20 protein-coding genes and 1 riboswitch are annotated in these 18835 nt (G+C 56.4%); of the genes, 11 read left to right on the top strand and 9 right to left on the bottom strand.

From position 1 onward, the window contains the following. Positions 1 to 117: 117 nt before the first annotated feature. The gene (ampC, locus tag GTU79_RS20575) at positions 118 to 1311 is read left to right on the top strand and encodes a class C beta-lactamase (RefSeq protein WP_203524559.1); all 1194 of its coding nucleotides are present in this window, start codon (positions 118 to 120) and stop codon (positions 1309 to 1311) included. A gap of 167 nt (positions 1312 to 1478) precedes the next feature. Continuing rightward, entirely contained in the window at positions 1479 to 2252 is a 774-nt protein-coding gene (locus tag GTU79_RS20570) for a DUF3750 domain-containing protein (protein WP_203524558.1), read from the top strand. A 108-nt stretch (positions 2253 to 2360) separates the two neighbouring features. Here the strand turns inward: GTU79_RS20570 and GTU79_RS20565 are convergent, their stop codons facing one another. After that, positions 2361 to 2954, bottom strand: coding sequence for a TetR/AcrR family transcriptional regulator (locus GTU79_RS20565; protein ID WP_203524557.1), 594 nt, complete (start codon positions 2952 to 2954; stop codon positions 2361 to 2363). A gap of 211 nt (positions 2955 to 3165) precedes the next feature. Here GTU79_RS20565 and GTU79_RS20560 point away from each other — a divergent pair, with 211 nt between their 5' ends. The 3 genes from GTU79_RS20560 to yghU all read left to right on the top strand — a co-directional run bounded on the left by GTU79_RS20560 (position 3166) and on the right by yghU (position 5798). Continuing rightward, entirely contained in the window at positions 3166 to 3945 is a 780-nt protein-coding gene (locus GTU79_RS20560) for an SDR family NAD(P)-dependent oxidoreductase (protein ID WP_203524556.1), read from the top strand. A 52-nt stretch (positions 3946 to 3997) separates the two neighbouring features. Next, a complete protein-coding gene (locus tag GTU79_RS20555; RefSeq protein WP_132926882.1) occupies positions 3998 to 4753 on the top strand; it encodes an SDR family NAD(P)-dependent oxidoreductase in 756 nt (251 codons plus the stop codon). A 169-nt stretch (positions 4754 to 4922) separates the two neighbouring features. After that, positions 4923 to 5798 carry a glutathione-dependent disulfide-bond oxidoreductase gene (yghU, locus tag GTU79_RS20550; RefSeq protein WP_132926884.1) on the top strand — a complete coding sequence of 292 codons (876 nt, stop codon included), beginning with the start codon at positions 4923 to 4925 and terminating at the stop codon, positions 5796 to 5798. Here yghU and GTU79_RS20545 read toward each other — a convergent pair. Then, positions 5795 to 6706 (bottom strand): LysR family transcriptional regulator, encoded by a 912-nt coding sequence (locus GTU79_RS20545; protein ID WP_132926886.1) that lies wholly within the window; start codon positions 6704 to 6706, stop codon positions 5795 to 5797. The two genes, yghU and GTU79_RS20545, sit on opposite strands and share 4 nt — an antisense overlap. 167 nt (positions 6707 to 6873) lie before the next feature. Between GTU79_RS20545 and GTU79_RS20540 the strand changes: the two genes are divergently transcribed. Next, entirely contained in the window at positions 6874 to 7854 is a 981-nt protein-coding gene (locus GTU79_RS20540; RefSeq protein WP_203524555.1) for an aldo/keto reductase, read from the top strand. A 152-nt stretch (positions 7855 to 8006) separates the two neighbouring features. Next, positions 8007 to 8474, top strand: a complete 468-nt coding sequence (locus GTU79_RS20535) for a YehS family protein (protein WP_203524554.1) — start codon at positions 8007 to 8009, stop codon at positions 8472 to 8474. A gap of 28 nt (positions 8475 to 8502) precedes the next feature. On the opposite strand, the gene GTU79_RS20530 is transcribed toward GTU79_RS20535, so the two are convergent. Then, positions 8503 to 8949: a GNAT family N-acetyltransferase gene (locus GTU79_RS20530; protein WP_203524553.1), complete on the bottom strand. Its 447-nt coding sequence runs from the start codon at positions 8947 to 8949 to the stop codon at positions 8503 to 8505. Between the two features lie 649 nt (positions 8950 to 9598). Here GTU79_RS20530 and GTU79_RS20525 point away from each other — a divergent pair. From GTU79_RS20525 to thiD, 4 genes are all read left to right on the top strand, one after another. Further along, positions 9599 to 10027, top strand: coding sequence for a helix-turn-helix transcriptional regulator (locus GTU79_RS20525; protein ID WP_338091501.1), 429 nt, complete (start codon positions 9599 to 9601; stop codon positions 10025 to 10027). Positions 10028 to 10297: 270 nt separating this feature from the next. Further along, entirely contained in the window at positions 10298 to 10645 is a 348-nt protein-coding gene (locus GTU79_RS20520) for a hypothetical protein (protein ID WP_203523680.1), read from the top strand. Between the two features lie 29 nt (positions 10646 to 10674). Then, a riboswitch (TPP riboswitch) is annotated at positions 10675 to 10775 on the top strand. A 39-nt stretch (positions 10776 to 10814) separates the two neighbouring features. Then, positions 10815 to 11609 carry a hydroxyethylthiazole kinase gene (thiM, locus tag GTU79_RS20515; RefSeq protein ID WP_203523679.1) on the top strand — a complete coding sequence of 265 codons (795 nt, stop codon included), beginning with the start codon at positions 10815 to 10817 and terminating at the stop codon, positions 11607 to 11609. After that, complete coding sequence (gene thiD / locus GTU79_RS20510) at positions 11606 to 12409, top strand: bifunctional hydroxymethylpyrimidine kinase/phosphomethylpyrimidine kinase (RefSeq protein WP_203523678.1); 804 nt, start codon at positions 11606 to 11608, stop codon at positions 12407 to 12409. The genes thiM and thiD overlap by 4 nt, the downstream gene beginning before the upstream one ends. Here thiD and GTU79_RS20505 read toward each other — a convergent pair. From GTU79_RS20505 to baeS, 6 genes are all read right to left on the bottom strand, one after another. Beyond that, positions 12356 to 13270 (bottom strand): hypothetical protein, encoded by a 915-nt coding sequence (locus GTU79_RS20505; protein ID WP_203523677.1) that lies wholly within the window; start codon positions 13268 to 13270, stop codon positions 12356 to 12358. The genes thiD and GTU79_RS20505 overlap by 54 nt on opposite strands. Before the next feature lie 165 nt (positions 13271 to 13435). Next, on the bottom strand, positions 13436 to 14335 hold the full coding sequence (yegS, locus tag GTU79_RS20500) for a lipid kinase YegS (protein ID WP_132926903.1): 900 nt from the start codon (positions 14333 to 14335) through the stop codon (positions 13436 to 13438). A 320-nt stretch (positions 14336 to 14655) separates the two neighbouring features. Continuing rightward, on the bottom strand, positions 14656 to 16059 hold the full coding sequence (gene trhP / locus GTU79_RS20495; protein ID WP_203523676.1) for a prephenate-dependent tRNA uridine(34) hydroxylase TrhP: 1404 nt from the start codon (positions 16057 to 16059) through the stop codon (positions 14656 to 14658). Between the two features lie 250 nt (positions 16060 to 16309). Continuing rightward, a complete protein-coding gene (locus GTU79_RS20490; RefSeq protein WP_132926916.1) occupies positions 16310 to 16648 on the bottom strand; it encodes a YegP family protein in 339 nt (112 codons plus the stop codon). Between the two features lie 87 nt (positions 16649 to 16735). Beyond that, positions 16736 to 17446, bottom strand: coding sequence for an envelope stress response regulator BaeR (gene baeR, locus GTU79_RS20485; RefSeq protein ID WP_132926918.1), 711 nt, complete (start codon positions 17444 to 17446; stop codon positions 16736 to 16738). Then, positions 17443 to 18828, bottom strand: coding sequence for an envelope stress sensor histidine kinase BaeS (gene baeS / locus GTU79_RS20480; protein WP_203523675.1), 1386 nt, complete (start codon positions 18826 to 18828; stop codon positions 17443 to 17445). Before baeS ends, baeR begins: the two co-directional genes overlap by 4 nt. Positions 18829 to 18835 lie beyond the last annotated feature (7 nt).

The following is an 18835-nucleotide window of genomic DNA, read 5'->3' as shown; positions in this document are numbered from 1 at the left end:
AATATTTTGACTCGACCGCCATTGTAGTTAACTCTATCTCTCTTTGGAAACCAAAATCCAAGATGGTTATTACTAATCCATTAATAGCGATCTTTTTTACAAAATTTTGAGAAATTTATGAATAAAACAATGGCAGTCCCCTTGGCTGCCCTATCCATGCTGCTCGCGGCAACAGGCGCCCAGTGTGCTGCTACCCAAGGGCCGGATGCTTATCGCGCCGAGGTGGACCGTTCAATCCTTCCCTTAATAAAGGCGCATAATATCCCCGGGATGGCTGTTGCTTTAACGGTTGACGGCCGGCAGTATTTTTATAACTACGGGCTGGCTTCTATAACCCCTCAGAGGGAAGTCACGGCCGATACATTGTTTGAACTGGGTTCGGTGAGCAAAACCTTAAACGTGACGCTGGCCGCCTATGCCGATGCGCAAAAAAAATTATCCCTGGTGGAAAAAGTCAGTCATTACCTGCCTTCTTTGAAGGATACCTCTTTCGGCGAGTTGTCCCTTATCAATCTGGCTACCCATACCACGGGTGGAATGCCGCTGCAGGCTCCGGACCAGGTGAACACCGAGGCGAAACTGATGGACTACCTGCGCGCGTGGCATCCCCGGGAAAAGGCCGGCCAGGGGCGTTCGTACTCCAATATCAGCATCGGCACACTGGGGCTTATCGCCGCCAGGACAATGGGGGATAGCTATGCCAATTTGCTGCAGAAGGTTATCCTGCCGGAGCTGGGCATGAACCATACCTGGATCAATGTGCCTGATGAAGAGATGAAAAACTATGCGTGGGGATATAAGCGGGATGAACGGGATAACAAGGATGAGCCGGTACGCGTCAGTGCCGGCATATTGAGCGATGAAGCCTATGGCGTTAAATCCACCTCCGCTGATATGATTCGGTTTGTGGAAGCCAATATGAAGCAGGCGGGGGAGGGATCGGATGTGCAGAAAGCCGTTATTGAAACACACCGGGGTTATTTCTCCACGGCGCTCTACACCCAGGACATGCTCTGGGAACAATATTCCTGGCCGGTGGCGCTCAGCGCGGTGATGGCGGGCAACTCGAATGACATGACTTATAAAGTCAATCCGGTTAAAGCCATCACCCCTCCCAAGACCCCGCAGCAAGCCGTTTTGCTCAATAAAACCGGCGCTACCGGTGGCTTTGGCGCCTATGTGGCGTTTATTCCGGAGAAAAAAATCGGCATCGTCATGCTTGCCAACCGCAACTATCCGAATACCGAGCGAGCCCGGGCGGCGTGGCAGATCTTTAACGACATTGCCAAGCAGACCGCGTTGTCTCGCTAAATCCGGCCCGGTGCTATCCTGCTTCACAGCGGACCCAGATGTGAAAGCAGGGTCGCCGGCGGTTTCGTGAGAGTCTACTTTTGTAAAGTCTCTACAGCAAAGTCTGCCGGGGGGATTACGCTGCTGGATATCCGTCAATCCATTGTAAACCAGCAGGCTAAGCTTATATGACCTACCTGAAAGCGTTCTTTATCGGTTTTATCTGCGTCATGGTTTTATCATTCGGGCAAAGCTGGTCCAAGGCAAAGCAGGGCGGGGAGGTATTTACCGGTCAGCATTGGTGGACGGCCCGGCGCGATTCCGCCGGCATTGCGCCGAATCCGGCGCAGTTGCGCGATTTGGCGATAGTGCAGATCTATGCCGCGCCCACCTATGGATGGCGAGGCCTGGTAGCGGTTCATCCCTGGATCATCTTTAAAAAAGCGGGGGAAACCCGCTTCAGCCGGTATGATGTCATCAGTTGGGGCAGTGATGACGTGGTTCGCCGTGACTTCGCCCTCCCCGACGGATACTGGTACGGCTCCCGGCCCAAGCTGTTGGTGGATCATCGCGGGCCCCGCGCCGAAGCCATGATCCCGCGTATTGAGGCCGCCATCGGCAGCTATCCCTATCCGCATACCTACCATGCCTGGCCCGGCCCCAACAGCAATACCTTTATGGCCCATATCGGCAGAGAAGTGCCTGAACTGGGGCTGGATCTGCCGGCCAACGCCATCGGCAAGGATTATCGGACGTTGCTGCATCCCATTGGATTATCCCCGTCAGGCCGGGGCGTGCAGGTGTCGTTACTGGGCGTGCTGGGATTGACGCTGGGGGTGGAAGAGGGGGTCGAGGTCAATATTTTGGGATTTAATATGGGCGTTGATGTGATGTCCCCGGCGCTGCGTTTGCCTTTTATCGGCCGGCTTGGCTATGAGAAGGTGGCAAGGGATAAAACCTGAGTTTTGATCTCATGGGAATGTGCGAATCTGGTCCCGGAGTGCCGGAGTGCCGGAGTGCCGGAGTGCCGGAGTGCCGGAGTGCGGGGGAATTACCCCGCCCGTCCTCCTTTACCTGCTGGGCGACGCGGGCCAGGTGCTCAACACATGCTCGGCAAGTTTTTCCAGCGATTGCCGGGATACCCCGGCTTTGGCCTGCACCGCCATGCCTTGCGACACGGTCATCACGTACTCGGCCAGGGTGTCGCAGCCAGCCGACGGCAAGAGATCTCCTTCCCGTTGCGCCCGCTCCAACCGGCGGCAAAGCGCAAGCTGTGAAGCGGCGCGGCGCCTGATAAGCTCTTGCCTGACGGACTCCGCCCCGTCGGAACATGCCAGGGCGCCGTTCAATCCCAGGCAGCCGGGGTGGCTGGGGGACAGGGTATGCAGGACGGCGCAGCCGCGCAAGATGCGTTCCACGACCTTATAGGACGTCGGCTCATCAAGCGCTTGGGCCATAAAACCCAAATATCTTTTATCGTAAAGATCCAGCGCCTGAAAAAATAATGCCTCTTTGTTGCCAAAGGCTGCATAGAGGCCGGGACGGGCGACGCCCGTGGCCTGCGTCAGGTCCTCGAACGAGGTTCCCTCATATCCCTTTTGCCAAAAGACGGATAAGGCCGCTTCCAGCGCCTCTTCCGCATCAAACTCTCTGTGACGGCCCATAGCACATCCTGGTGGATTCTGAAATTCGGTAACGCTCAGTATAAAACCCTTGACGCAGGGAACTCAATACAATACCGTTCATTACAGTAACGATCATTCTTAAATTAAACCTTAGACCATGATAAGGCCGGTTATAGCCGCTCGGGAATCACTTCGCGGGTCGGTGACAACTGCTTTAATGAATCCATCAAACTCGAAAAGGAGCGCCGTCATGGGTGACAAGACAGCAGAAGTGAAACGAACCCTCACCGGCAAAGTTGCCTTGGTGACCGGCGGGGCGCGCGGGGTCGGTCTGGAGATTTGCCGGCAGTTGGCGGTACTCGGCGCGCAGGTCATTGTCGCCGCCCGCGACGAAACAAAGGCGGAGGCCGCCGCCAAGGAGCTGCGAAAGCAAGGGTATCAAGCCATGGCCCTGCGGCTTGACGTGACATTGAAGAGGGATCGGGAAGCCGCCGATGCGTACCTGTCCGGCAGGCACGGCGTGCTGGATATTCTTATCAACAACGCCGGCGTCTGGCTGGACAGCGCGAATGCCGCCACGCCGCCAGACAGGCCGCCAAGCCAGGCGTTGGAGAAGGATATCCGCGGCACGTTCGAAGCCAATTTTTTCGCGCCGCTATTGCTGACGCAGCGCTTGCTGCCGCTGCTGCGGCGTTCACCGGCCGGACGCATTGTTAATGTATCAAGCATCCGCGGCTCTCTGGCGCATCTGTCCGATCCCGCCTCTCCGGTCTACCCCATCAAGGCGCTGGCCTACGACACATCCAAAGCGGCGCTGAACGCTTTTACCATCCTGCTGGCCGAAGAGCTTCGCGGCGGCCCCATCAAAATCAATGCCATTCATCCCGGCTGGGTACGCACCGCGATGGGCAGCGAGCATGCCGAACTGAGTCTCGAAGACGGCGCCCGCACCGCGATCCGTTATGCCACCTTAGGGGAAGAGGGGCCCACCGGGGGCTTCTTTTACCTAGAGGAACGGCTGCCCTGGTAGGGGGGCGTAACAGATTATTCCATACATCTTCCCATGGGTTAAGGAGTCGATAATGAGCAAGCGTTTGACAGGAAAGGTTGCCTTGGTTACCGGGGGTTCCCGTGGCCTGGGGGCGGCGATAGCGGCGGAATTGGCCGAGCAGGGGGCGGACGTGATTATCACCTATGTGGCATCGGCGCAGAAGGCTGACGCGGTGGTGGCCGCCCTTGAGACAAAGGGCGTACGGGCGCTGGCCTTAAGGAGCGATCAGGGTGATCTGACCTCGGCCGGGTCTCTTGTTGAGGAAGTGATGTCCAGCTTCGGCCGGCTTGATATTCTGGTGAACAACGCGGCCCTCGCCATCCAGGGCAAACGTATCGACGATCCGCAGATAGACAATGCGGCCCTTGACCGGCAATGGAGGGTTAACGTGTCGGGGGTGGTGGCGACCATTCGAGCCGCGGCGCCGGTGCTCACCGACGGCGGCCGAATTATTTCGGTCGGCTCCGGGCTGGGCACCCGGGTCGGATTCTCCGGGACGGCCGACTACGCGGCGAGCAAGGCCGCCATTGTGGGTTATACCAAGGGCGCCGCGCGTGACCTAGGCCGGCGCAACATTACCGTCAATGTTGTCCAGCCCGGCGTCATGGCCACGGATATGGCGGCCGGTTCGGCGGGCAATCTTCCTGCTTCGTTTATGGACACTCACGCCATTGGGCGCATTGCGACCGTGGAGGAGGTAGCCGCGGTGATCGCTTTCATCGCCGGACCCGACGCCGGGTATATTACCGGCTCGGTTGTGGACGTAAACGGTGGTTTTACCGCCTGAGCCTATGATGAAACGGGCCACGCCCGTCGTCCGTCTCTTTAGTGCCATGGCGCTATGCCGGCATCAGGTTAATATATCGACATTTTGTTTTTCTATCGCCGCGGATCAAGGAACGGTATGATGACTTTTACCACGATCTCCCAAAACTAAAGCGAAAGGAGCATTGAGCATGAGCAATCAATCCGATTACGTGCCGCCGAAGGTATGGACCTGGAACAAGGATAGCAACGGCCGCTTTGCGAATATCAACCGCCCGGTTTCCGGGCCGACCCACGACAAAGAGCTGCCGGTGGGACGCCATCCCCTTCAGCTCTATTCGCTGGCGACACCGAACGGCGTGAAGGTGACGGTGATGCTGGAGGAACTGCTGGCTCTTGGCCACAGCGGCGCGGAATATGACGCCTGGCTTATCAGGATCGGCGACGGCGACCAGTTCGGCAGCGGCTTCGTGGCGGTAAATCCGAACTCCAAGATCCCGGCTCTGATGGATCGCAGCGGCCCCGAGCCAATCAGGGTATTCGAGTCCGGCTCGATACTGTTATACCTGGCCGAAAAGTTCGGCGCATTTCTGCCAAAAGAGATCGGCGCGCGCACCGAATGCCTGTCATGGCTGTTCTGGCAAATGGGAAGCGCGCCCTATATAGGCGGAGGCTTCGGCCATTTTTATGCCTACGCCCCCACCAAGATTGCCTATGCCATCGACCGGTTCGCGATGGAAGCAAAACGCCAGCTCGACGTGCTCGACAAGCGGCTGGCGGACAATGAGTATATTGCGGGCAGTGAATATACCATCGCCGATATGGCTATTTGGCCGTGGTATGGCGGCCTGGTGAAGGGCTGGATATACGACGCGGCGGAATTTCTGGCCGTTCAGGACTATAAGCATCTCCAGCGCTGGGCCGACACCATCGGACAACGGCCGGCCGTGCAGCGCGGGCGGATGGTCAATCGAGTCTTTGGCGAGCCGTCAAGCCAACTGCACGAACGTCATGACGCCGCCGATTTTGAGACCAAAACCCAGGATAAGCTTGCCGGCCAACGCTAGCGGCCGGTAAACCGGATGGTCTCCTTGAGCCTGGGCGTGGCGAAATCGAGAAAGCTGCGCACCTTCAGCGGCAGGCGCGATTGTCCGGTATAAACCAGCCACAGCGGCATCGGTTCGGCCTCATACTCCGCCAGCACCACGCAAAGCTTACCGGCCGCCAGGCCGTCGGCGGCCTGGTAATGAAGCACCTGTGTCAATCCGACGCCGGCGATGGCGGCATCCACCGCGGCTTCCGCCGAGGTGGGCGACAGGCGGGCACGGATGGGGGTGTTGACAACTGCGCCGGAGGCGGGGGATCGAAACCGCCAATGGGTGGACAAATTGACGTGATCCACTCCCACGCAAGGGCGCGCCGCCAGGTCCGCCGGGGTCTTGGGCGCGCCGTGCTTCTTGAGAAAATCCGGGCTGGCCACCACCATCCAGCGCAGCTCGCCGATGCGCGTTGAAGAGAGGTTGCCATTCCCCGGCGGACCTATGCGTACCGCCACGTCGATATGTTCGCTGATAAGTTCCAGCCGGGCGTCCGACAGGGCAAGGCGCACGTTCACGTCAGGATACTGCGCCAGGAATGCGTTGATGATGGGCAGCACGTGCAGACGGCCGAAGGTCAGCGGCGCCGTGATCAACAGCTCGCCCTTGGGGGTGACGTACTCGCCGACGGCGCCGCGATCGGCCTCGTTCACCTGCTCAAGTATGCGCTTGGCGGCCTGAAGGTAGTCGGCGCCGGCATCGGTGAGCTCAAGGCGTCGGGTAGTGCGAACCAGCAGGCGCGTTCCCAGGTGATTCTCCAGCTCCCCCAGTTTTCGGCTCAGGGTCGGCAGCGGAATGTGCAGGTAACGGGCCGCCGCGGACAGCGTTCCGCGATCCACCACTTCGACGAAAATCGCCATCGCCTCGAGCTTGTCCATCCATTATTCCATTCACAGAGAATATGTTTCTCAAAAATAGCGGATTATTATTCATAACGGAAGGGACTATCCTACAGTTCTCGCAGTTAAGGCCGTGTGGCCGGTTCTGTTGGGTGGGCGCCCGGTGCCGACCCGGCAGGATTATTCAACGCTCTCAGGAGAAGACCATGGATTACATAAAACTCGGCCGAACCGGCCTCGACGTGTCGCGGCTGTGTCTTGGCTGCATGACCTACGGCGTGCCTGACCGTGGCGGTCACGAATGGACGCTGGATGAGGAAAAGAGCCGTCCGCTTATTCGCCGCGCGGTGGAAGCGGGCATTAACTTCTTCGACACTGCCAACGTTTATTCCGACGGCACTTCCGAGGAAATCGTCGGCCGGCTGCTTAAAGAGTTCGCGCGCCGCGAAGAGATAGTGATTGCCACCAAAGTGCACGGCCGCATGCATCCGGGACCGAACGGCGCGGGTCTCAGCCGCAAGGCCATCATGCAGGAAATCGACAATTCACTGCGCCGGCTTGGTACCGATTATGTCGATCTTTATCAGATTCATCGCTTCGACTACAGCGTGCCCATCGAAGAGACGCTGGAAGCGCTTCATGATGTCGTAAAAGCAGGCAAGGCCCGTTATATCGGCGCTTCCTCCATGTATGCCTGGCAATTCGCCACCATGCTCCATGTCGCCGAAGCCCATGGCTGGACGAAGTTCTCCACGATGCAGAACTATGTCAATTTGCTCTATCGCGAGGAAGAACGCGAAATGCTCCCGCTGTGCGAGGCCAAGGGCATTGGCGTGATCCCGTGGAGCCCCCTGGCGCGCGGCCGGCTGACGAGGCCATGGGATGACAGTACTAAGCGATCCGAGACCGACAAGTTCGGCAAGACGCTTTATGAACATACCGCCGATGCCGATCGCCGGGTCGTCGAAGCGGTGGCGGCGGTGGCGGAGGAACGCCACGTCCCCCGCGCGCAGGTAGCCCTTGCCTGGGTACTGGCTAAATCAGCGGTGTCCGCTCCCATTGTCGGAGCCTCCAAGCCGGGTCATCTTGACGACGCCATCGCCGCCCTGGATCTGGTATTGAGCGCCGAAGAGATAGCCCGGCTCGAGGCGCCGTATGTTCCCCATAGCGTGGTAGGTTTCTCATAAGCCAGGCTGGAACATGAACACTGGTTTTGAGGACGAGAATGACCGCCCGGGATAAAAAGCCGGGCGGTTGTATTCATCAGCCCTATGTTTAACGCCGGATATCATTATACTGTCCGGCCATAAAGATAATTGCGCGATAAGGGACCGGGGTCATGATGAATAACGATGTGCTGCGCAGCGTACGCTATATGCTGAATCTGCATAATGAACAGCTCCTGGGCATATTGGCGTTAGCGGAGTGCGTCATTACGCCGCAACAGATGGCCGGCTTCGTTAAAAAAGAAGAGGAAGAGGGCTATGCGCCCTGTCCGGACATGGTGATGGGCTGTTTTCTTCATGGCCTGGTGATTCATAAACGCGGCCGGGATGAATCGATGCCGGAAGCTAAAATTGAACGAAAAATCACCAATAATATTATCCTGAAAAAGCTGCGTGTTGCCTTTTCACTGAAAACCAACGACCTGCAGGACATTCTCCAGTCCCAGGACTTTCGCCTCTCCCTGCCGGAGGTGACCGCCATGCTGCGGTCTCCGGGGCATAAAAATTATCGGGTATGCGGCGATCAGGTCCTGCGTTACTTTCTTAAAGGACTGGCTGCCCGGCTTCGCAAAGCGGTATAGAGCACATATTGAATAATTACCCTTTTGTTTAGCGAAAGAATAATTTGTGTTGCTCTATGGCGCGGTGCATGAGGAAATATTCCCCGTGTTCTGCGATGCCCGATGAGATGATCTTCCAGCCGTGACGCTGGTAAAACGCCAGGGCTCGGCGATTTTTGGTCAGGCACTTCAGGGCCATCTTATCGCCGCACAGCGGATAGCAGGCTTCCAGCAGCGCGGTGGCCACCCCCTGCCGCTGCCAGGCAGGATCAACAAATAGATTGTGCAAAAAGCTGTCCGGCAGCCAAAGGGAGGCAAAGCCGACAAGGTGATTTTGCTCTTCGGCCACCAAAATCTTTTCGCCAAAGGTCGCACCGTCGAAATCCTCCAGATGCCACTGTCTGCCGTCCAGCCAGGTCCAGCATTTTTTGCGGGAAGAGAGGTACAGGGTGCGTAAAAAGGGTCGGTCCGATTCTCGATAAGTCCTGACAAGCACAGCTTCTCCTTACTGCAACTACCCGGTGCAGTGGATGGATTCTAGGGAAAGCACTCGGTGCTTAATTATATCAGACAATTTGTCAATACTTTGATGGTTGTGGCCCTTCCGGACCGAATCCGCGGTTTCGGCCGGTTAAAACGGACCGCCGGGCGGCGGCGACGGCATTAAGGTATCAGTGGGTCAATTTTCCTAACAGATAAGGATATCCCTTGTTCTATTAGTAGTTGCATCAATACCTGGCCTCTTATATTATCGAAAATCCTCTTGAAATTAACCTTTCAGCCAGTCATTAATTACCTGGCGGGAATATTAAATGATGAGTATTAGTTAATATTGCAGGCATAGATTATGGAAAAATCAGTTGAAAACAGCCAAGATGTTTTTATCACAGCCATGAAAAAGAACTTAAGCTCTATCTTATCCAGATTTTCAAGAATACTCATGTTTTTGTTTTGCTTACTTAATGATGAACAAATCACACAGTTTTCCTGCCTCTATAATATCCGATTATCCGGCGGGCTGGATTAATCAATATAAAACCATGGCTATCAAAAATTGATCCGGTCATGATCATCGCATGTCGGAAATTTTCGCCATTTATTTGGCCTGACAATCTGGCGATAATCCATCAGCACAGTTTTTCAATCTGTCGAAATTTTATCGTCTGAACAGCGGTTATACCTTCACGTTGCATGACGGCGACGACAACCTGGCGACGCTGAGCCTCACCAATCGCACCGGCAGCTCGGATTTTTATCGTATCATCGAGCAAAATAAGGAAAAATTCCAGATGCTGTTGATTACCACTCATGAAAAAGTGATCAATTTTATGCGCGCCGAAACGCGCGCTATGCAGCCTTACAGCGGCCCACCCACCCATGCGCTGCTATCGCCCAGGGAAAAAGAAGTATTATTCTGGGCCAGCGCGGGTAAAACCTATGGCGAGGTGGCCACTATTCTTACCATCAGAGAAGGAACGGTAAAATTTCACATAAGAAATATTATTGATAAGCTTGGCGTTGTCAATGCTAAACATGCCATTAGCCGTGCCATGGAGCTCAAGCTTTTCAGTTAATGCTTTATGAACGATAAGGTTGGATAAAATTATCTTCGCTGGTCTTGTGTGTTCTGTTTTATTAAACCAGATCCATATATTGATGTACTAATTACATTCATTTTCTCAGGGTTTCACCTCGGAAAGCTAAAACCTGATGTTGATTGTAGCTGCGTTTATACCCTCTCTTTTAATCTAATCGGACGGGATACCGGCGCCGCGAAGTTGTAGACAGTGTCGGTAGTAGACATTGAAAATATAGCAGGAAGCAAATAGGATTGATTATATTACATGTGTAAAATTATTGCCCCTTATCTGCTTTTTTTATTCCCATTGATGGCCTTCGCCTCCAATGTTGTTGATAAAGAGGTGCTGCAACGCATTTTGAATAACGTTTCCCATGAGTGCCTTGGCAATCCGGCCTGGCCAATCTCCCTGCCGGTGGATAACGATCCCTGGCTCTTGGGCCGTCTCGAGGCCTTGGCCGAGTCGGGGCTGGTTCAGCCGGCCTGGCTTGATAATCGCCCCGTCTGGCTGCTGACCCCCACCGGCGCAGTTTCCTCGCCCCGCTCCGGCGATGGGTGCATCGGCCGGATGCTGTTGCGGCATGGCTTGCAAGAAGTCCCCTGCGATCGTTGATCTTTTCTTCCCGCACCCGGATAATCAACAGACTTGACTCGGGGTGTCCGTTGTTACGCAGCGGACTGAGATTTAACCCGCATAACCTGATCTGGATAATGCCAGCGTAGGGAAGTCACGGCGTCCCTTCCTCCGGATCCCGTCTTCTTTAACGCCGGCTGGGAGCAATATGACTGTACAACCTATGGAATTTCCCGGCCTGACCGCGGCCGCCTCCCTTGATTTGCTTCGGCAGCATGCGCCGCTGGTGCATTGCTTGACCAATGACGTGGTGCAGGCTTTTACCGCCAATACCCTGCTGGCGCTCGGCGCCGCGCCGGCAATGGTGGTCGATCCGGAAGAGGCGGCGCAATTCAGCGCCATGGCCGATGCCCTGCTGGTGAATATCGGCACGCTGCGCCGCCGCCAGGCGGAGGCCATGCTGGCCGCCGTCCAGGCCGCTAACGAGGCCGGCACTCCGTGGGTACTCGATCCGGTGGCGGCGGGACCTCTTGCCTATCGAACCGGGTTCGCCCATAGTCTCCTGCCGCTGCGCCCGGCCGCCATCCGCGGCAATGCCTCCGAGATCCTGGCCTTGGCCGGCGAGAGCGCTCTGGGACGCGGCGTGGACAGTGCCGATGATTCCAGCCTGGCCCTGTCCGCCGCCCGGAAGCTGGCCACGGACCATCACACGCTGGTGGCGGTAACGGGACGGGTGGATTTTGTCACCGACGGGGAGCGGATATGGTCCATCAATGACGGCCATCCGCTGATGACCCGGGTGACGGGGACCGGCTGCGCGTTATCGGCGGTGGTGGCGGCCTTTTGCGCGCTGCCGGGGGATCGTTTGTCGCACGTGGCCGCCGCCTGCAAAGTCATGGCCCGCGCCGGCCGGCTCACCGCGGCTGACGTCAAGGGGCCCGGCAGTTTTGCCGTGGATTTCCTTGATAGACTCTATACTCTCCAGGGAGAGCAGCTGCAATGAGCCGCATCCGGAATCTCTTGACCATCGCCGGTACCGATCCCAGCGGCGGGGCCGGCATCCAGGCCGATATGAAAACCTTTTCGGCCCTCGGCGCTTACGGCACCACGGTAATTACCGCCCTGGTGGCGCAAAATACCCGCGGCGTGCAATCCATTTATCCCATCACTCCTGAGTTTGTAGGTGAACAGCTGGACTCGGTGCTCAGCGATGTGCGTATCGACAGCGCCAAAATCGGCATGCTGGGGCAGGGGGATATCGTCCGGGTAGTGGCGGAAAAACTCCGGCAATATCCCATCCCCTTCGTGGTGCTGGACACGGTTATGGTGGCAAAAAGCGGTGATTTCCTGCTGGCGCCGGATGCGGTGTCGGCGCTAAGGGATGAACTGTTGCCGCTGGCATCCATCATCACCCCCAACCTGCCGGAGGCGGCGGCATTATTGAACTGCCCGCCGGCAGACGATGAAAGCGGCATGCGTGAGCAGGGCCGGGCGCTGCTGGCGTTGGGTTGCCGGGCGGTGGTGATGAAAGGCGGCCATCTGCATGGAGAATCCAGCCCCGATTGGCTGATTACCGCCGACGGGGAGCTGCGGTTCGATGCCCTGCGGGTCAATACCCGCCATACCCACGGCACCGGCTGTACGCTGTCCGCCGCGTTGGCGGCGTTGCGCCCGCAATATGACGACTGGGAGCAAACCCTGCGGGCGGCGAAAGCCTATTTGCAGCAGGCGTTGCTGCATGCCGATGATTTAGAGGTCGGGCAGGGGATTGGACCCGTTCATCATTTCCACCAGTGGTGGTGACATGCCGGTTAACACACCTTCGGCGTAGCTCAGCAGCGAGCGGGCATATTGCAGATGGCGGGCGTCGAAGACGTTAAGCGGATAGTGTTTCTCGGCGCGGTGGGGACGAATGCGCAGCGAAGGTACGAGTTTGTCCTGCTTTTTATCCGGTACCGCGGTAAAGATATATCCCGGCTGCAGGCGGTTGTCTTCATCGCGCCATAATAACTGCAATGATGGATAGGGGGGTTTGGAACGGGCGATAAAAACGTTGCCGGACCAAAAGCCCTCGAACGGTCCGTCCTTTTGCAGGCGCTTCTCTTCGAAAACCGGTGCGTTGACCCATGCGGTCAATGCCGCAGGAGTAATGGCCTGTTCCAGCTGTTTCCACAGCGGGCAGCCGTTTTCCAATTGCCAGCAGGCTAAGCCGATATAGTCGTTCAGCGCCTGCCAATCCTGTTCCAATTTAAGTTTCAACGACTTGTCGAACAGGTTGCGGTATTGGACGATGGGACTGCGCAGCTCACCGATGGTGTCATAGGTAATCAAGGTGGCATTGCGCGGCTTGCGGCGCAGCGATAACCAGAGAAAGATTTTGGGGATGCGAAAGGCGATGGACTGCACGCTAAGACGGTATTGATTCTCCTTGGACAGCACGAAGCCGTTGGAGGTACCGCGCTTTTCGCGATAATTGTGAATCACCACCACGCTGTCTTCACCCATCCATCCGGTGACGTAATGTTCTTTATCGCTGTCGGTGAGTTTCAGGTCATCCACCATGGAGCAAATGTTCTTTTCGTCTAACGTCGACAGGGGATGTGTCTCTTTGGCGCTGTAATAAAGGCTTTCTGGCATGGGTAGGTCGGGTGAAAAAGCTTGCATTATAATTTCCTGGATCAGCGATATGCCATATAACCTTCATCTTTCAAGTTGCAGCCAGCACAGCTGCAACTCGAAATCTATTGCGTATAGATTACCTTAAGTTGTTATACAAATTCTTTACCCAAGCGCCTTTGACGGCCAATATTGTGCGTAAGATCAAAATCTTTATGCCAACAACGGGCATTGCGGCGGCAAACGGCATGAGAGCGCCGCCGGCAGCACTTTAATCCGGAATTTTTTTCCTCTCAGCGGTTCACCGTCCAGATTGAAGGTGACCTCATGGGGCGCGATTATCTCCAGCCAGGGCAGAGTGGCGGAAACGATATGCGGATTCTCGGTGTCGGTGGAGAGGCTATTGAGCAATATAGGCAACCACTCTTCCACGGCGAAGATACGCAACTGCAGCTTACCGTCATTGATAAGCGCTCCCGGACATAATACCTGGCCGCCGCCGGCCTGCCGGCCGTTACCGATACCGATCACCAGGGCGTCGCCGGTCCAGCTGAAGCCGGGCCCGCGGATTTCGCAGCTATCGGCTTTCAAGGTGTCCATGCGCAGCAAACCGTGGATGAAATAGGATGCGCCCCCCAGCACCGATTTTAATTTCGCCGGTGTTTCGCTGGTGATACGGGTACCGAAGCCGCCGGTGGCCATATTGATGAAAAAACGATCCTGATTGACCTGGGCGAGATCGATATCCGTCGCTTTGCCCAGCACGGCCAGCGCCAGCGCTTTATCCAGCTCCGCCGGGATGGCGCAGCTTTGGGCAAAGTCGTTGGCGGTGCCCAGCGGCAGGATGCCGAGGCTTGGGCGGCCTTTCGCCGGCAACAACGCCAGCGCGCACGCCACTTCATTGATAGTGCCGTCGCCGCCGCCGGCAATCACCGTTTGCACTCCCAGCTTGACGGCTTCTTCCACATAACGATGCACATCGCCGTGTTCCCAGGTTACGCGGACATACAGCGGATAGCCGTCGTGCCGCTGCTGCTGCACGGCTTGCCGGAGCTCTTCGTTGCCAGCGCTCTTGCCGTTTAAAATAATCAATGAAGCGGGTACGGGTGGCATGGCTGATTCCATTAATCCTGTCTGTTGATCTTAGGGCGGGAGAGATGTGGTCCCCGCCCGGCACGATGTTCAACGGCGGGCGTAGTGCCTTTATCTAGTTTAGATACTAACGTCGGCGTCGGGAAAGTCGAGGAACAAAACGCGTTTTGCCGCGGGCGGGTCAAAACCGTAAAGGAACGGCAATGCAAAATAAAAAGCCAGCTCAAGGGAGGATGAGCTGGCGAAAGAGGTGGTTCCTGGTGTAGCTGGGTCGTTATTATCCGTTTGGTTTCAGCAAGCGCATCATACGCGTTGCCGGCTAGGCGTATTGTGACACAATTCTAACTTCCGGATATTTCACGATCCTTAAGCGGCAGGGCAGCGGATTTACCGTGCGGATCGCGGGTGGTGGTGCCGTCCAGGTTCCTCAGCAGTAATGCGAAACGGATATCCAGCGCTTCAGGCACCGGTAAAAAGACGGTATGGCCGTTGCCGGGAGCGACCTGGGCGGCGTTTCCTTTAATATCGGTAATCTGTTCGAGGGTAAACGTGATATTGCCCTGGGGGGTCATCAATTCGACGCTGTCCCCCAGGGAGAATTTATTTTTCACCGCCACTTCCGCCAGGCCGTCGCGGCGGTGGCCGGTAAATTCTCCCACGAACTGCTGAGTGTCGGATACCGAATAACCGTAATCGTAATTTTGCTGGTCCTCATGGACATGGCGGCGAAGAAAACCTTCGGTGTAGCCGCGATGCGCCAGGCCTTCAAGGGTGCGCAGCAGTGTCGGGTCAAAGGGTTTGCCGGCGGCCGCATCATCAATCGCCCGGCGATAGACCTGGGCGGTCCGGGCGCAATAATAGAAGGATTTGGTGCGGCCCTCGATCTTCAGCGAATGCACCCCCATCGCCGTCAGCCGTTCCACATGGGCGATGGCCCGCAGATCTTTCGAGTTCATGATGTAGGTTCCGTGCTCATCCTCGAAGGCGGTCATGTATTCCCCGGGACGCTGCTTTTCTTCCAGCATGAAGACCTTGTCGGTGGGAGCTCCGATGCCAAGGGTAGGCTCGACGGCGGTGACCGGAATGGGCTCATATTGATGGACAATATTGCCGATATCATCTTCTTTGCCTTCCCGGACGTTATATTCCCAGCGGCAGGCGTTGGTGCAGGCGCCCTGGTTCGGATCCCGTTTATTGATATAACCGGACAGCAGGCAGCGGCCGGAATAAGCCATGCACAGCGCGCCGTGGACAAACACTTCCAGTTCGATATCCGGCACTTCCCGGCGTATTTCGGCAATCTCTTCCAATGACAGTTCACGAGACAGGATCACCCGCGTTAAACCGGCCTGCCGCCAGAATTTCACCGTTGCCCAGTTTACTGCGTTAGCCTGCACCGACAGGTGGATAGGCATTGCCGGAAAAGCCTGGCGCACCATCATGATAAGGCCGGGATCGGACATGATCAGCGCATCGGGGCCCATCGCCACCACCGGCTGCAGATCGCGGATAAAGGTCTTCAGTTTGGCGTTATGGGGCGCGATATTTACCACAACGTAAAATTGTTTCCCCAGGCTATGGGCTTCAGCGATGCCGATGGCCAGGTTCTCGTGGTTAAATTCATTATTGCGCACCCGCAGGCTGTAGCGCGGCTGGCCGGCATATACGGCGTCGGCGCCATAGGCAAAGGCGTAGCGCATATTTTTCAATGAGCCGGCGGGGGAGAGGAGTTCCGGAATAAACATGTCTAATCTCGTCTGATGTCAAGTCAGTTTGCCCGGCGCCCGGTGAAAGACCGGGCGCCTGTGGGAAGGACGCGATTTTAGACCCGGAAGGGGAAAAAATCAGCAAAAAATGCATTGACCGCCCTGATCTTGAGCTTTCCGGGCGTTTTTCCGCTGATGAGGCGAGAGAGTACAACGGCAGACGGAGGTTATATCGCCGGAGTCACAAGGAGAGCCCCGGCGAAGCTATGCTCATAACGTCAAAATACCCTCAATGAGTCAAATCCATAATCTCTTCCGTGGCGGCGCATTCCATGGCCGCTTTGATACCTAGGCGAGCATCGGATTCGCTGCTGTAGGGGCCGCCTAATCCGAGAATCTGTTCATTTTTGCCCCGTAATATAAAATAGGGGTGCTCGTCGGTGCTCTTTTTAAGCTCGTAATTGTGTTCGTCCGGAGCGTTATAGCGGGCGAAGGTGATGGCATTCTCCGCGGACGCTTTGCTGCAAAACGTTTCGCTGGCAAGAATGATTTCACCATTTTTTCCTTTAAGTTTGAAAAGATAGTGTCCGTTCCTTACTTTTTGCAGCTCATAATGCACGGTAGCCATAGCGGGCCTCCTTTTAAACCGCCTGAACGCACTTGCGCTCACTTATCAGTATAGGAGAAGTCCGACAATATACCGTGGCTGAATCGGTTAAATTAATTCACAGGGCTCTGCTTCCCAACGGTATCCCATACCGTAAACCGCACGTATGAAGGGGACATCTTCCGTCAGGCTTTCAAGCTTGCGGCGCAAGTTTTTGATATGGCTGTCAATGGTGCGGTCGGTGACCACGCGATAATCATCGTACAACTGGTTGAGCAGGGTTTCCCGCGAAAAAACCTTGCCCGGTTCGCTGGCCAGGATTTTCAGCAGCCGGAATTCCGCCGGGGTCAAGTCCAGCGGCATGGCGCGGTAGCTGGCTTTGAACCTGTTTTCATCAATCAGCAATGGACTGGGGACGGGTAACGCGGCAAGGGGGCGGTAGCTGCGGCGGATAATGGCCTTAACCCGGGCCACCACTTCCCGCGGGCTATAGGGTTTGCAGATGTAATCATCCGCGCCGATCTCAAGCCCCAGCAGCCGATCGATTTCTTCGGTTTTTGCGGTCATCATGACAATGGGTACATCGGAAAAATGCCGGATATCGCGGCACAGGGAGAGGCCGTCGCGGCCGGGCAGCATAAGATCCAGCAATATCAGCGCCGGCGGCGACTGGTGCAGATAATCCACCACCTTATCGCCGCGGGTCAGCCAGTGGGTATGAAAATCGGCCGCCTGCAGGTAATCCACCAGCAGCTGTCCCAGTTTGGGCTCATCTTCCACAATTAAAATGGTCAACGGTTGGGCGTCATGTTCAGTCATAAGATCCTGGCCGTTCTGGAATCCAGAGGTAATACTACCGCTATTTGCAGACCGCCTAAAGTTGAATGTGCTGCGCTCAGATTGCCGCCGTGGGCCTCAACAATGTTTTGGCAAATGGGCAGTCCCAGGCCGGATCCGCCGCTGGAGCGATTGCGCGAGCCTTCGGCGCGGTAAAAACGTTCGAAAATCTGCGATAGCTGCGACTCCGCCACCCCCGGCGCGCTGTCTTGCCAGCGCAGGGTCAGTGAATCACCCTGGATAAGACCGTTGATAACCAGTCGTCCCGGCGGGTCGGTATAACGCAGGCTGTTTTCCAGCAGGTTATGGAACAGTTGGGTCAAGCGGTCCGGATCGCCGAATACCAAGGCCTGTTCGGGCAGCGACAGGGAAATATCCAGCCCCTTGAGACTAAACCTTTCCCGGCAGGCCGCCACGGCAATCTGCAGAAGATGTATGACGTCGACCCGGCTTTTGCGGTAGGCCAGCGCACCCGAATCCGACAGTGATAATTGGTGCAAATCGTCCACCAGCTTCGTCAGGATCAACACCTCTCCCTGGAGCGAGGACAGGGAGTCGGCGGTAGGTTTTCTGACGCCGTCCTGCAGCGCTTCCAGTTCGCCGCGCAATATCGCCAGCGGAGTGCGTAATTCATGTGAGATGTCGGCCATGAATTCCCGCCGCATGGCGTCATTTTTTTCCAGCGATACCGCCAACTGATTAAAATCGCTGGCCAATCGCCCCAGTTCATCCTGGGTATCGGCCATGACGCGGGCGGAAAAGTTGCCGGCGGCCAACTGGTGGGTGCCCTTTACCAGCCGTTTGACGGGCGCCAGCAGACCGCGGGCGGTGAGCCAGGCCACCGCTGCCGCCAACAGGCCGGCCAGGGCGACAATTAGCCAGCTGGTGCGCTGCTGCTGTTTGTCAAAACTGATATCCGCCTCCCGCGTCAGCCGCTCCACCGGGGTCGACATCACCCAGCCCACCACTTCATCGTTGACGGTAATGGGCAGGCGCGGTCCTTCGTCGGGCAGGGGGCCGTCGGGACCCACCAGCTTGTGCAATTCCCCGTCAACTACCCAGATTTGGGTGCGCAGGCCGTGGGGGGGATAATTTCTCCCCTCATCGGGGTTTTGTTCAAAAGAACGCAGCAATTGGTAGACGAACCGCTCATTATTGCGCAGGAAACCCCAGTTGCCGTGCAATTGATATTGCTCGGTCAAGGCATTGTCCAACAGCGCAATCCGCTGGTTATTGGTGCGTTTGATATAATCGATAAAGCCCCGTTCGAAACTCAGCCTTACGCCCCAATGCATAGTGATCACCACCAGCATGCACGTGGCGAAAATAGCAAGGAACAATTTAGCGGTAACGCCGAATTTCATGATGACC

It is taken from the genome of Sodalis ligni (assembly GCF_016865525.2).
Taxonomy (GTDB): Bacteria; Pseudomonadota; Gammaproteobacteria; order Enterobacterales; family Enterobacteriaceae; genus Acerihabitans; species Acerihabitans ligni.
The sequence above is the reverse complement of the archived record's forward strand: the minus strand, read 5'-3'. Positions and strand labels throughout refer to the sequence as shown.

Excerpts from the sequence above, each read along its gene's own strand:
- baeS (WP_203523675.1), bottom strand. The coding sequence starts at position 18,828 with ATGAAATTCGGCGTTACCGCTAAATTGTTCCTTGCTATTTTCGCCACG.
- GTU79_RS20570 (WP_203524558.1), top strand. The coding sequence starts at position 1,479 with ATGACCTACCTGAAAGCGTTCTTTATCGGTTTTATCTGCGTCATGGTT.
- GTU79_RS20560 (WP_203524556.1), top strand. The coding sequence starts at position 3,166 with ATGGGTGACAAGACAGCAGAAGTGAAACGAACCCTCACCGGCAAAGTT.
- trhP (WP_203523676.1), bottom strand. The coding sequence starts at position 16,059 with ATGTTTATTCCGGAACTCCTCTCCCCCGCCGGCTCATTGAAAAATATG.
- yghU (WP_132926884.1), top strand. The coding sequence starts at position 4,923 with ATGAGCAATCAATCCGATTACGTGCCGCCGAAGGTATGGACCTGGAAC.
- GTU79_RS20540 (WP_203524555.1), top strand. The coding sequence starts at position 6,874 with ATGGATTACATAAAACTCGGCCGAACCGGCCTCGACGTGTCGCGGCTG.
- GTU79_RS20545 (WP_132926886.1), bottom strand. The coding sequence starts at position 6,706 with ATGGACAAGCTCGAGGCGATGGCGATTTTCGTCGAAGTGGTGGATCGC.
- GTU79_RS20555 (WP_132926882.1), top strand. The coding sequence starts at position 3,998 with ATGAGCAAGCGTTTGACAGGAAAGGTTGCCTTGGTTACCGGGGGTTCC.
- thiM (WP_203523679.1), top strand. The coding sequence starts at position 10,815 with ATGACTGTACAACCTATGGAATTTCCCGGCCTGACCGCGGCCGCCTCC.
- GTU79_RS20490 (WP_132926916.1), bottom strand. The coding sequence starts at position 16,648 with ATGGCTACCGTGCATTATGAGCTGCAAAAAGTAAGGAACGGACACTAT.
- GTU79_RS20565 (WP_203524557.1), bottom strand. The coding sequence starts at position 2,954 with ATGGGCCGTCACAGAGAGTTTGATGCGGAAGAGGCGCTGGAAGCGGCC.
- GTU79_RS20535 (WP_203524554.1), top strand. The coding sequence starts at position 8,007 with ATGATGAATAACGATGTGCTGCGCAGCGTACGCTATATGCTGAATCTG.
- GTU79_RS20505 (WP_203523677.1), bottom strand. The coding sequence starts at position 13,270 with ATGCAAGCTTTTTCACCCGACCTACCCATGCCAGAAAGCCTTTATTAC.
- baeR (WP_132926918.1), bottom strand. The coding sequence starts at position 17,446 with ATGACTGAACATGACGCCCAACCGTTGACCATTTTAATTGTGGAAGAT.
- GTU79_RS20520 (WP_203523680.1), top strand. The coding sequence starts at position 10,298 with ATGTGTAAAATTATTGCCCCTTATCTGCTTTTTTTATTCCCATTGATG.
- ampC (WP_203524559.1), top strand. The coding sequence starts at position 118 with ATGAATAAAACAATGGCAGTCCCCTTGGCTGCCCTATCCATGCTGCTC.
- yegS (WP_132926903.1), bottom strand. The coding sequence starts at position 14,335 with ATGCCACCCGTACCCGCTTCATTGATTATTTTAAACGGCAAGAGCGCT.
- thiD (WP_203523678.1), top strand. The coding sequence starts at position 11,606 with ATGAGCCGCATCCGGAATCTCTTGACCATCGCCGGTACCGATCCCAGC.